Here is a 13,578-nt window from a genome sequence, read left to right as displayed (position 1 = left end):
CATCTGCATCCACGAGTGCATCGGTATCTGCAAGTACGTCCGCCTCAACGAGTGCGTCAGTGAGCGCAAGTACGTCTGCTTCAACGAGCGCATCCGTAAGTGCAAGCACGTCAGCTTCAACTAGTTCATCTGCGAAAGCGAGTGAATCAGCGTCAATCAGTGCATCAGTATCAGCAAGTACATCCGCTTCCACGAGTGCGTCCGTATCAGCAAGTATGTCTGCTTCCACGAGTGCGTCCGTAAGCGCAAGTACGTCCGCCTCAACGAGTGCATCTGTATCAGCAAGCACATCTGCATCGACCAGTGCTTCAGTGAGCGCCAGCACGTCCGCCTCAACGAGTGCATCTGTATCAGCCAGCACGTCTGCATCGACAAGTGCATCAGTGAGTGCAAGTACGTCCGCGTCTACAAGTGCGTCAGTGAGCGCCAGCACGTCCGCCTCAACGAGTGCATCTGTATCAGCCAGCACGTCTGCATCGACAAGTGCATCAGTGAGTGCAAGTACGTCCGCGTCTACAAGTGCGTCAGTGAGCGCAAGCAAGTCTGCCTCCACGAGCGCTTCAGTATCCGCAAGTATGTCCGCATCAACCAGTGCATCAGTATCAGCAAGTACATCCGCATCAACCAGTGCATCCGCTTCAACGAGCGAATCCACTTCAGTAAGTGCATCTGCTTTAGCGTTGGCAAGTATATCTGCTTCAGTAAGTGCCTCAGAATCTGCCAGCACTTCGGCTAGTCTGTCTGGTTCAGAAAGTGCTTCGATTAGTGATTCTCAGTCAATCAGTGAGTCTACCTCAGTAAGCACCAGCACATCAGTCTTGCATAGTCAGCTGGATCTGGTTCATGAGAAGGAATTCTACTCACTCAGCCTTTCTACTAGCGAGTCACTGTCAGCAGCAGTCAGTCTCAGCGAGCTTGCTCGTGTCAGTCAGTCTGTATCGGAAAGCCTGTCTACGAGCCTATCCGCTAGTCAGAGCACATCTGAAAGTCTGTCCGCTTCAGCAAGACAGTCTGAGCTGGATCTGATTTCCAGAGGTCGTCTGCCACAGACAGGGGAAACGGAGAGCAAGGCTTCCATCCTGGCTTTAGGCTTAGGAGCATTGGGCTTGGCCTTCAAGAGACGTAAAAAGAAAAGCGACTCTGAGGAGTAGCAGTAAATAGAGCCAATCAGTTTATCTTTGTAGTCCGTCAAAAGTTCACTAAGTTAGTGAGCTGTGGAAGTGATGGGCAGAGCAAGTTGTAAAGGAAATAACTTGATAATTTCTGGTGCTTGCTTCCTAAAATCCTAGATTAGGAATTAGTAAAAGAAACCGAGAGGCAATAGAAACAGGAAGTTTTGACAACTTCCTGTTTTTTTGACAATTTAGTAGAAAAAAGTGTTCTTTATTCTGCAGGAAAGTCCTTGAGAATATAGATTTTTTGGACAATATTTTATATAATATCAAGTATAGAAATGATGTTTTAGAGTTTATGAAATGAAAGAGTAAGGGAAAAAATGAAAACGATTGTTTTGGTTGGTGATCAGGCCTATCAGGAGCAAGTTTCGACTGCAATTAAGTCGATTTTATATTACAATAAAAATGTAAAAATCTATGTTTTCAATCAGGGATTAAGCGACGAATGGTTTCGTGATTTTAATGAGCTGGCTGAGCAGCTGGATAGTGAGTTGGTCAATATCTGCTTGGAGCAAGTGACTATCAGTCCAGAGTGGCTGACTCAGGACCATATCAGCTCAGCAGCATATGCTCGCTATTTCATTCCGCAGTTTGTGGCAGAGGAGCGCGTCCTTTATCTGGACAGTGATCTGGTGGTCAATAGAGATTTGCAACCTTTATTTGATATTCCTCTGGAAGGTAAGCTTGTGGCAGCGGTTGGAGATGCCGGCGGTTATGGCTTTAACTCTGGCGTTCTGCTAATTGATAATCGAGCTTGGAAAGAAAGGCAGCTGCAGGAGATCTTTATCAAGGAAACGGACCGCATCATGGGCTTGGTTCAGTCTGGCCAGATGGAGGATTTTAACGGCGATCAGACGGTTTTAAATCATGTGCTGGCTCAGGACTGGCTGCCCTTGGATAAGATTTACAATCTTCAGGTAGGCCATGACTTGGTGGCCTTTTACAGTGGCTGGAATGGCCATTTTGAGCTGGATCAGGAACCTCTGATTATCCACTATACGACCTTTCGCAAGCCTTGGAACTCGGAAGTTAGCTATCGCTACCGTCAGCTTTGGTGGGACTTTCAGGCCTTGAGCTTGGCGGAGATTTCAGCCCATCATCGGGGAGAGTTTGAGCTGCCGGACCGTTGGGAGCAGGCCGCTCTGAACTGCATGCTCCTGACAGATGTGCAAGAGTTAGAGCAGATTGAGTTTTTAGCCCAGTCCTTGCCTAGCGTTCATTTTTATATAGCCTGTTACACAGATATGGGAGATTATCTGCGTTCTTTGGATCGCTATGAAAATATCCATCTCTATCCACAGGTTATCCATGCAGTGCTGGATGAGCTCATTGATAAGTGCCAGGTCTATTTGGATATTCACCATGGGAACGAGTACTATGAACTGAGCAGCCGTTTCAAGGCACTTGACAAGCCAGTTCTGGCTTTTGACAATACTAAGAAAAATGAAAAGGAAGAACTGGTCTATCCCCATGAGCACCCTCAGGAGATGGTGAGAAAGCTGCGCAGTCTGATGAAAAAAGAGAAGCCGCAAGCCTTTCGGGCTGTGGTGCTGGCGGCTAATGCTGCCTATAGTGAGCAGGTCTTAACCACCATTAAGTCCATCGTCTGCCACAATCGCTTTATCAAGTTTTATGTCATCAATAGTGACTTTCCGACAGAGTGGTTTGTCAGCATGCGGAAAAAGCTGGCCAAGCTGAACTGCCAGATTGTCAATGCTCGGGTGGATGGCAGTCATATTAGTCAATACAAGACAAATATCCATTATTCAGTTTTTTTGAGATATTTTACGGCTACTTTTGTAGAGGAAGATAAAGCTCTTTATTTGGACTGCGATATTGTAGTAACACGTGATTTATCGGAAATTTTTGCAGTCGATTTAGGTTCCTATCCGCTTGGAGCGGTAAGAGATCTGGGTGGAGAAGTATACTTTGGCGAGCAGATTTTTAATTCAGGTGTTTTACTAATTAATGTGAACTACTGGAGAGAAAACGATATTGCGGGTCAATTGATTGAGATGACTGATAACTTACATGATAAAGTCAGTCAGGATGACCAAAGCATTCTCAATATGCTCTTTGAAAACCGCTGGATGGAGCTGCCTTTTGCTTATAACTGTATTACGCTGCACACGACCTTTTCGGACTATGAGCCAGAAAAAGGTCTCTATCCGCCGGTGATTCACTATCTGACCGAGCGCAAGCCTTGGAAAGAGTATACCCAGTCCATCTATCGTGAGGTCTGGTGGTTCTATCAGGGACTGGATTGGTCGGATATGCAGGAGCCAGTCGGAGCCCTGACTCAAAAGATGGTGGAAGGTGAAGATGGCTCAAGCCTGTCCTGCCTGGTCTACACCTACTCTTGTGACCTGATGCATATCAACTATCTGATTCAAGCCCTGCCTGTCTGTCATTTCTACATCGCTGCACCGGTAGTGGTAGCAGAGCCAATCACGCGTCTGCTCCAGTATCCTAATGTCAGCGTCAGTTCAGATATAGCGGGCATTCCGGCTCTCTTGGAGTCGCTGGAAGCCAAGTCTCAGCTGCTGCTGGATATCAATGCTGGTGATGAGGTCGGGGATATTATTGCCCGCTTTAAGTCTGCTGGCAAGCCGGTCTTTGCCTTTGATAGTACAGTCCATGGCCAGCAGGGGCAGGAAGTCTTTCCAGCTGATAACCCTGAAGTCATGGTGCAGGCTATTGAGAAGCTGGGCTTAGCCGAGCCTGAGGAGCGGCAGATTTCTGTGCTCTCTATCGACCAGTCGCTGGATTATCTCTTGGAGAAAGGTGCTTCCGTGGTTCGTTTTGGAGATGGGGAGATGGATTTGGTTGCGGGGCGTAGTATCGTCTATCAGGACTTTGATCCAGAACTGTCAGCGCGCTTGAGAGAGATTATGTCTATGGAAAGCGATGAGCATTTGATGATCTGTCTGCCCGATGTCTTTACAGGGCTAGAGCGCTATTCCATCGATGCCCAGAATTTCTGGAGTCTAAATCATTTGCCACATTTTCTTGAGAAATATAAAAATATTTGCCGAGCACCTTGGTATGGATCGACCTTTATTTCCCGTCCTTATATTGACTTGGAAGATAAGACGCCGTCTGCGGGCTATTTTGCAAAGCTCAAGCAGCTATGGAAGGACAAGGACCTCTTGATCGTAGAGGGCTTGACTTCTCGCTCTGGTGTGGGCAATGACCTCTTTGATGGGGCTAAATCCATCAAGCGGATTATCTGTCCTTCGCGCAATGCTTACAGCAAGCTGGAGGCGATTAAGCAGGCTGTTCGAGAGCATGCGGATAATCGTCTGATTTTGACCATGCTGGGTCCGACGGCCAAGGTCTTGGTCTATGATCTGGTTCAGGAAGGTTATCGAGCGCTGGATATTGGGCATATTGACTCAGAGTATGAATGGTTCCAGATGGGAGCTAGCCACAAGGTCAAGCTGTCGCACAAGCATACGGCTGAGCACAACTTTGATCAGGATATTGAGTTTAGGGATGACCAGGCTTATGACAGTCAGATTGTTGCCAATCTGGCTCAGGAATGAAGATTAGAAAAAGAATATGAAAGTTAATATTACCAATCTATACGGTATGTCTGGCCAGAGTACGGCTTTGATTGCCCAGAATGATGTGACCAAGCTAGCCAAGCAGCTGGGCTTCAATGAACTGAGTTTTTATTTTTACGATATTTACAGCGATAGCCAGTCGGAGCTCAGTCGTCGTCTGGACGGTATCATGGCTAGTGTGGGCTATGGCGATGTGGTTATCTATCAATCGCCGACTTGGAACGGTCGGGAGTTTGACCAGGCCTTTATCAGCAAGCTCAAGATTTTGCAGGCCAAGTTGATTACCTTTATCCATGATGTACCGCCGCTGATGTTCCCGTCAAACTACTATCTGATGCCGGAGTATATCGATATGTACAATCAGTCAGATGCGGTCATCGTGCCTTCTGAGCAGATGCGGGATAAGCTAGTGGCAGAGGGGCTGACGGTGGACAAGATTTTGGTCCAACGCATGTGGGATCATCCCTATGATTTGCCCCTGCACCAGCCTCAGTTTGCACCTAAGCTGTATTTTGCCGGAAGTGTGGAGCGTTTTCCACATCTGATTAATTGGTCTTATGCTACGCCGCTGGAGATTTTTTCGCCTGAGGAAGAGTTAAATCCAGAGGCCAATGTCAGCTATCGCGGCTGGGTCAGCCGGCCAGAGTTGCTCTTGGAGCTGTCCAAGGGCGGTCTGGGGCTGGTCTGGGGTGTTGAGGAAAATCCAGCAGACGAGCCGGAATACTACGGTCTCAATATCTCTCATAAGTCTGCCACCTATCTGGCAGCTGGGATTCCGGTCATCGTCCCTTCTTACCTGTCCAATGCAGAGCTGATTCGCGAGCGCGGTCTGGGCTTTGTAGTAGACAGTCTGGAAGAGGCCAGTCGGATCGTTGAAAATCTGACTGCAGAGGAATATCAGGCTATGGTCGAGCGGGTTAGAAAGTTCTCTTTCCTGCTCAAGGAAGGTTATTTTAGCAAGAAAGTCTTAGTAGATGCGGTGATGGAAGTCTTATCTTAGAGCCTTTCCAGCCATCGTCATGAGGAGTCAGTGTGAAGTCATTTTTTAAACCGGTCATTATCAAGAAGTTTCTGTGGACCTTATTTTTCTTATTTATCTATGTCTTGGGAACCAAGCTGACCCTGCCTTTCATCGATATGAGTAAGGCAGCTGCCATGGACGGAACCTCTACGACCTTGAACTATGCGACAGCCCTGATGGGGGGAAATCTACGCAGTATGTCGCTCTTTTCTGTCGGCCTGTCTCCTTGGATGTCCTCTATGCTGATCTGGCAGATGTTTGCTGTGTCCAAGCGCCTAGGCTTGAGTAAGCTCCCTCTGGAAGTGCAGGAAAGGCGGCGGATGCTGCTGACTTTGGTCATTGCCTTGATACAGTCTGTGGCACTGGTCCTAAACCTGCCACTGCAAGAAGCAGGTGGGGTGGATATGATTACGATTATCGTCTTAGATACCTTGGTCTTGATGGCTGGGACTTACTTTCTCATCTGGCTGACGGATTTGAATGCTGCCATGGGATTGGGTGGCTCCATCATGATTGTCATGGCCAGCATGATTGCCTACATTCCGCAGGATATTTGGAACTCCATTAAGGAGCTGAATATTTCTTCACTTTGGCTGGCCTTTCTGCTGGTTTTCAGCCTTGTCTTTCTCTATCTGGCTGTGACAGTCGAGCGCTCCAAGTACCGAATTCCAGTCAATAAGATCAATATCCATAATCGATTTAAGAAATACTCTTATCTGGATATCCGTCTTAATCCTGCTGGTGGGATGCCGATTATGTACGCTATGACCTTGGTCAGCATTCCCCAGTATTTCCTTTTGATTATCCACTTTCTTCAGCCGAACAATCAGCTGATTGAGCAGTGGATAGAAGCGCTGTCTATGGGAAGTCCAGCTTGGTTTATTCTCTATCTGTTGACTATTTTCATTCTGGCACTGGCCTTCGCCTTTATCAATATCAGTGGCGACCAGATTGCTGAGCGGATGCAAAAGAGTGGAGAGTATATTGAAAATGTTTATCCGGGAGGAGCAACCCGTCGCTATATCAATGGTTTGGTGACTTATTTTGCACTAGTGGGGGCTTTCTATCTTATCCTGATTTCTGGCCTGCCTATGTTGGTGGTGCTTCTGGACATTCGCTATCTGCGGCTCAGTATGATTCCGGGGATTTTTATGATTTTTATCGGGATGGTCTTTTCTATTAAGGACGAGGTGGATGCCTTGACGCTTAATGACCGTTATCGTTCATTGTTGTAGGAGAAACTATGTATTACTTTATTCCTTCATGGAGTGGCAGTGGGGATCGGGTTTGGCACCGGGATATTGTCCCTTGGTACCGCTCCATGCAGCGACTGGAGTTTGATGACTCGATTCATCAGATTCGGATTTTTCAAAGTGAAAATTTGCCAGTCCAGCTGCTTTTGCCAGCCTATATGCCGCATGCCCGTTACCTCTTGCATCGGCAGGATATTTTTGAGACGGACTATTACTCGGTCTTTGATGAGATTCAGGGAATCCAGTCTAAAGAAATGCAAGTACTGCAAATCAAGGATCTGGACTGGGAACCAGACTGTGAGTTTGTCTATACGCCCTTTCTAATCATGGTCCGCAGGCAGGGACAGCTCTATGCCCATGTCGAGTTTGGAGTAGAAGGCTTTATCAGCTTCATCAAGTTTTTCAAGGATGACCAGCTGGACAAGTTTTATATCTTTGATGACCGGGGCTTTGTCTCCAGTATCACCTATTATGAAGATGGTCAGCCCCTTTATCAGGACTACCTGCAGCCGGATGGTGACTGGCGGATTCGTGAGCATCTCAAGCCTGACGACAGTCGGATAGAGGTCAATCCTGCTTACTTACTGGACTTTGATAAGCTGGAGTATGAGCGGATGCCGGACTTGATCTTGGAGAAATTGGGCCACTATATCGAGCGCAATGCAGGAGAGGACAGCCGGTTTGTCCTAGCAGCGCATCCCTTATACACTCAAGCCATTTTGCGCTTATTGCCCAAGAATGTTCAAATCATTCTCAGCTTTTTCCACGAGCGCAATCATACAGTGGATTGGCCAGTTTTAGGAGCAGATTTACAGCAGGCGGATTTAGTCTTGACTGATCGTATGGACTTCAAGAAGGTTATTCAGCGTTACCTGCCTGGGCAGGCTCAGAAGGTGCATTACCTGTCGCCTTTTGATACCCGTCTGCAGCTGGGCAAGAGCCAACGCCGCCGCGAATCCAAGATTTTTTATCAGATTAATCTGGAAGAGGGGCTTAATGACTATGCCGTTTTCAAGGTTCTCCACTATGTGGCCAAGCATCCGGATACGGAGCTGACTATCGGTGTTTACAATGCTTGGCAGGAAGGAATCCAAAAGGTGGAGACCAAGGTGCAGGAGGTTATTGATGAGTATCTGAATCGCTATGAATTTGTCAAGAACTACCGCCGCAGTGAGCAGGCTGAGAATGCCCTGCTGGAAAATCAGGAGCAGGATCTCCGTTTCACCATTAAGAATATCACGGACGAGCTCAGCTTGATTCAGGAGCTGGATGATACACGGTTAATCATTGACCTGAGTGAGCAGCCCAATCTCTATACACAGATTGCTGGGATTTCTGCTGGGATTCCGCAGATCAATCTGGTGGGCTCAGACTATGTGACCCATCTGCAAAATGGCTACATCTTGGACTCTATCTCTGATCTGCCGACTGCTGCAGACTATTACTTGGAAGGTTTGAAAAATTGGAACCAGGCCCTGATTTATTCCATTGAAAAAATCCATCATAATACTGGTCTGGAGCTGATTGGCCGGTGGGAGCAGTGGCTCAAGGAGGCTGAGAATGCAAAATAAGCTGAAAATCTTACAGATTGGATCAAGCGACTGGAGCAAGGAGCTTGCCATTCCAGACAATATGGCCTGGTATTATTTCTTTCCTAACTCCAATCTAGCCATCAAAAAGGTCATGGAAATGGATAAGATTGTCAAGTTTGATGCGATTCTGGTGGACGACCTGCGTCGGATTCCAGATTTGTTTATGATTGAGTCCAAGATTATTCCTTATACAGTTTTCTATGATCAGGAACAGGAAACCCAGGAAGCGGATATTGAGTACTTCCTTAAGCGTCACTGTGCTCAGCCAACGGATATGAGCGATCGAGCTGACCTGCTCCGCAAGCTGTCCAAGGCTCTCTTTTCCGGCCAGTATGGCGATAAGATGACCCCGCTTGATATGGTGGTCAGTCCCGGATTTCGGGGCAAGATTTGCTACAATGGCTATGAAAATCTGGAGCTGGAAGGTGACTTTGGTCAGGACTTTCAGCCAATCCTGTCTTGGAAATACAATATTATTGCCAATAAGTTCAATCCAGTTGAACTCTGGCTTGAATATGAAAAGTCCGGCAGCTGTGAGCTGCGGCTGCGCCTCTATAATATCCAGGAAGGCTCGACTGCAGATATTGCTCGCGAGACTATTTTCACAGAAGAGGACATGCGGGAATCCATGGTTCTGGACAATGACTTTACTTCCTATCTGGGTGTCAGTCTGGAGGCTAGAGGCGAGGGGCGGATTCAGGTCGGGGCTCTGCATCAGCGCTTAACTCGCTATGAGTTTGGCAAGTATGTCCTGGGTGGAAAGATTCTCCGCGACAGCCACCGTCAGGAGATTAATTACTTCTTTTATCCGGGAGATTTGAAGCCGCCCTTGGCTGTTTATTTTTCTGGTTACCGTCGGGCGGAAGGCTTCGAGGGCTTCGGAATGATGCGGAGTCTGGGCTGTCCTTTTCTCTTGTTTTCTGATCCGCGCGTGGATGGAGGTATGTTCTATCTGGGCAGTCAGGAGCTGGAGAGCAGTATTCATAAGATTATCCAAGAGCATTTGGACTTTCTGGGCTTTACCGAGCGGGACCTAATCCTGTCGGGGATGTCAATGGGGACCTACGGTGCGGTTTATTACGGATCGGAGTTTCGTCCGCGGGCTATCGTTTTGTCCAAGCCCTTGGGAAATCTAGGCACTATTGCCCAACGTGGTCGCTTACGCCTGCCCGAGGTCTTTCCGACGGCTCTAGATGTCCTTCACCGTCACACCGGTGGCAAAGACAAGGAGCATGTAGAGGAGCTGAATCGCCGCTACTGGCGTAAGTTTGAGAAGGCTGATTTCAGCCGGACGACCTTTGGTATCGCCTACATGAAGGAAGAAGACTATGATCCGACGGCCTATGAGGACCTAGTAGCGGCTCTTCATCTGACTGAGGCCAAACTGATTAGCAGAGGTGTCCCTGGACGCCATAATGACGACTTAGCTGTGTCTGTGTCTTGGTTCATGAATTACTATCGAATGATATTGGAAAAGGAATTTGGGAGAAAGAAATGAAAATTCAAAAAAGAAAGGGCATTTACTGGGGAGAGCTGAGAGGGGTTTCGGCAGCTGGTAAAATGACTGACTTTACCTATCTCTACGGCACTACCCTTATTATTCATTCCCCTTCACATGTATTTTTTGAAAATAAACTAATGGCTTCTGGCCAGACCATCCATGAATGGTCTTCCAAATGGAACTATCAGCGAGACCGGCAGGTACCTGCTCTCCCCTTGCTCAAAAAGGGAGCTCGCTACGGCCTGTCTAGAGATATGACCACTTATCCTGAAGCTAGCGTCTTTCTGAAAATCATCTTCTTTGACCGCTATGATAAAGAAATCAGCAATCAAGTGGAGCGCTCGGAGAGTATGATCTTTACCTACCCCAACGAAGCCTATAGCTATAAGGTTCAGCTGCTGAGTGCAGGAGTTGAGTCCTTAGAGTTTCATTGCCTAAACATTGACCAAATCATAGAGGAGTCTGATGATTAAAAATCATTTTCACATGCAGCACTTAAAGAAAATCTTAGCAAAAGTCAAGAGCTTTGAGTCAGAAATGGCTGGTTTGTCAGACGCTGAGCTGCGGAAGAAAACTCAGGAATTTAAGGAGAAATTAGCCGCAGGAGAGACCTTAGACGGCTTGCTGCCGGAGGCTTATGCTGTGGTGCGGGAAGCAGACAAGCGGGTACTGGGCATGTTTCCCTACGATGTTCAGGTCATGGGGGCGATTGTTCTCCATGAGGGCAATGTCGCTGAGATGGCTACAGGAGAGGGCAAGACTCTGACGGCTACCATGCCGCTCTATCTCAATGCCCTGTCTGGACAAGGAGCTATGTTGGTGACCACCAATACCTATCTGGCTCTGCGGGATGCTCAGGAAATGGGGCAGGTCTATCGTTTTCTGGGGCTGACTATTGAGGCTGCGGTGGTAGCAGATGAGACTAAAAATTTGACGCCCAAGCAGAAGCGGCTGATTTACCAGGCGGATATTGTCTATACGACCAATAGTGCCTTGGGCTTTGACTATCTGATTGAAAATCTAGCAGAGAATAAGGATAGCCAATATCTTAGTTCTTTCAACTATGTCATCATAGACGAGATTGACTCCATTCTCTTGGACAGTGCTCAGGTGCCTTTGGTTATCTCTGGTGCTCCTCGGGTTCAGTCAAACTTCTATGGTATCATGGATACCTTCATTACGACTTTGAAAGAAGAAGAGGACTACCACTACGATGACGAGAAGAATGAAGTCTGGCTGACCTCGAAAGGTATTCTGGCGGCAGAGTCTTTTCTGGACTTGGAGCATCTCTATTCCAAGGAAAATCAAGAGTTGGTTCGCCATCTAAATCTGGCTTTGCGGGCTCACAAGCTTTACAAGAAAGATAAGGACTATGTAGTCCGGCAGGGCGACAAAGAAGCAGAAGTCCTGCTTCTGGACCGCTCAACCGGCCGTCTGCTGGAAATGACTCGGCTTCAGGGAGGCCAGCACCAAGCCATTGAGGCCAAGGAACATGTCACGCTGACAGAGGAAACACGGGCCATGGCTTCCATCACCTATCAGAACCTCTTCCGCCTCTTCCGGAAAATCTCTGGTATGACTGGGACCGGCAAGGTCGTGGAGAGCGAGTTTATGGAAACATACTCCATGGCCGTCATCAAGATCCCGACTAACCGGCCAGTCATACGCCAAGACTTGCCAGATCAGCTTTACCAGACCCTGCCAGAAAAAGTTTTTGCTTCACTGGACGAGGTCAAGCACTACCATGCTCAAGGCAATCCGCTTTTGATTTTTACCGGCTCAGTGGAGATGTCAGAGATTTACTCTTCCCTACTGCTGAGAGAAGGCATCGCCCACAACTTGCTCAATGCTAACAATGCGGCCCGTGAGGCGCAGATCATCGCTGAGTCTGGGCAGAAAGGTGCAGTGACAGTGGCTACATCCATGGCCGGCCGCGGGACGGATATAAAGCTGGGATCAGGTGTCGCAGATTTGGGCGGTCTTGTGGTGATTGGTACTGAGCGGATGGAGAACCAGCGGATTGACCTACAGATTCGTGGCCGTTCAGGTCGCCAGGGTGATCCGGGGATTAGTAAGTTCTTCATCTCGCTAGAGGATGACCTGCTCAGGAAGTGGGGGCCAGACTGGCTTAAGAAGTTCTACAAGGACTACTCAACCGAGGAAGTTCAGCAGCATCCAGTCCAGCTGGGACAGCGTCGTTTCAGACACTTGGTGGTTAAGGCTCAGAGAGCTAGCGAAAGCAGCGCCAAGATATCCCGTCGAATGACGCTAGAATATGCTCAGTGTATGAAGATTCAGCGGGAGATTACCTATGCTGAGCGCAATCGCTTGATTCAAGCTGAGGAGCGGATTGACGAAGAAATCAGCCGTGTCCTCAGTCAGGTCATTCATCAGGCCGCTTATGAGCGGTCCTATGAGACGCGGGCAGACCTCTATCGCTTTATTTTAGACCATTTCAGCTATCATGCTGAGCGTATTCCTTATGATTTCGATATTTATTCGCCGGAGAAAATTGCAGAGCTCTTGCAGGATATTGCCGAGCAGGAATTGCAGGCAAAGAAAGCTTATCTCAAGTCTGACAATCTCTTTACCCATTTTCAGCGGGTGTCCGTTCTCAAGGCTATTGATGAGAACTGGGTCGAGCAGGTAGACTATCTGCAACAGCTCAAGACAGCCTTGAGCGGCCAGCATTTCTCTATGAAAAATCCTCTGGTAGAATACTACCAAGAGGCTTACGATGGCTTTGAATATATGAAGGAGCGCATGAAACAGCAGATTGTCAAGAATCTTTTGATGAGTGAATTGGCACTCAACCCTAAAGGAGAAGTCATTATGTACTTCCCGTAAGACGAGGAGAATATGACAGTATATAACATCAACTTAGGCATCGGCTGGGCCAGCAGCGGTGTAGAATACGCCCAAGCTTATCGGGCCCAGCTACTGCGCAGGATCCAGCAGCCGGCTAAGTTTATCTTTATGGATATGATTTTAGCGGATAACATCCAGCATTTGACGGAAAATATTGGTTTTCTGGATGAGGAAGTTATCTGGCTTTATAACTATTTTACTGATATCAAAATTGCACCGACGACGGTGACGCTGGACCAGGTGCTGGCTCAAGTCGCAGGTCAGCCGGAGCGCTCTGAGAAGGAGGGCAAGATTGTCCGCTATTTCTATACGCAGGATGATCAGTTTATCACTTGCTACCTGCGGCAGGAAGACCAGGACTTTGTGGAGCATGTAGAGTATGTCTCGCGGGGGAGATTGATTCGTAAGGATTATTTCTCCTATGTCCGCTATGCCAGTGAATACTTCGCGCCTCACAATGACGCCGCCACCCTCTACCAGCGCCGTTTCTACCATAAAGACGGCAGCGTGGCCTATGACATGCTGATAGAGGATGGTCAGGAAGAGCTCTATCGCTTTCCAGATCGGATTTTCTATTCCAAGGCTGAGCTGGTTCGTTATTT

The 13,578-nt window shown here is 47.8% G+C and carries 8 protein-coding genes and 1 pseudogene; all 9 read left to right on the top strand.

The genetic code is table 11. The features are described 5' to 3' along the window. Nucleotides 1-1,151: LPXTG cell wall anchor domain-containing protein (locus QZ169_RS10385; protein ID WP_295506862.1), on the top strand; the 1,151-nt coding region annotated here is incomplete at its 5' end. Between the two features lie 344 nt (nt 1,152-1,495). After that, entirely contained in the window at nt 1,496-4,720 is a 3,225-nt protein-coding gene (locus QZ169_RS10380) for an SP_1767 family glycosyltransferase (RefSeq protein ID WP_295506861.1), read from the top strand. Nucleotides 4,721-4,736: 16 nt separating this feature from the next. Next, the gene (locus tag QZ169_RS10375; RefSeq protein WP_101771199.1) at nt 4,737-5,741 is read left to right on the top strand and encodes a sugar transferase; all 1,005 of its coding nucleotides are present in this window, start codon (nt 4,737-4,739) and stop codon (nt 5,739-5,741) included. Nucleotides 5,742-5,773: 32 nt separating this feature from the next. Further along, the gene (gene secY2, locus QZ169_RS10370; protein ID WP_268686377.1) at nt 5,774-6,997 is read left to right on the top strand and encodes an accessory Sec system protein translocase subunit SecY2; all 1,224 of its coding nucleotides are present in this window, start codon (nt 5,774-5,776) and stop codon (nt 6,995-6,997) included. Nucleotides 6,998-7,005: 8 nt separating this feature from the next. Beyond that, a complete protein-coding gene (asp1, locus tag QZ169_RS10365) occupies nt 7,006-8,586 on the top strand; it encodes an accessory Sec system protein Asp1 (protein ID WP_268686378.1) in 1,581 nt (526 codons plus the stop codon). Further along, the gene (asp2, locus tag QZ169_RS10360; protein WP_295506856.1) at nt 8,576-10,105 is read left to right on the top strand and encodes an accessory Sec system protein Asp2; all 1,530 of its coding nucleotides are present in this window, start codon (nt 8,576-8,578) and stop codon (nt 10,103-10,105) included. Before asp1 ends, asp2 begins: the two co-directional genes overlap by 11 nt. Continuing rightward, a complete protein-coding gene (asp3, locus tag QZ169_RS10355) occupies nt 10,102-10,581 on the top strand; it encodes an accessory Sec system protein Asp3 (RefSeq protein ID WP_295506854.1) in 480 nt (159 codons plus the stop codon). The genes asp2 and asp3 overlap by 4 nt, the downstream gene beginning before the upstream one ends. After that, a complete protein-coding gene (gene secA2 / locus QZ169_RS10350; RefSeq protein ID WP_295506851.1) occupies nt 10,574-12,955 on the top strand; it encodes an accessory Sec system translocase SecA2 in 2,382 nt (793 codons plus the stop codon). The genes asp3 and secA2 overlap by 8 nt, the downstream gene beginning before the upstream one ends. A gap of 12 nt (nt 12,956-12,967) precedes the next feature. Continuing rightward, a pseudogene (locus QZ169_RS10345) lies at nt 12,968-13,578 on the top strand (accessory Sec system glycosyltransferase GtfA); the annotation flags it as partial.

The sequence above is a fragment of the uncultured Streptococcus sp. genome (genome assembly GCF_905372115.1).
Taxonomy (GTDB): domain Bacteria; phylum Bacillota; class Bacilli; order Lactobacillales; family Streptococcaceae; genus Streptococcus.
Note: the sequence above shows the minus strand (reverse complement) of the source record. Positions and strands in the feature narration are given on the sequence as shown.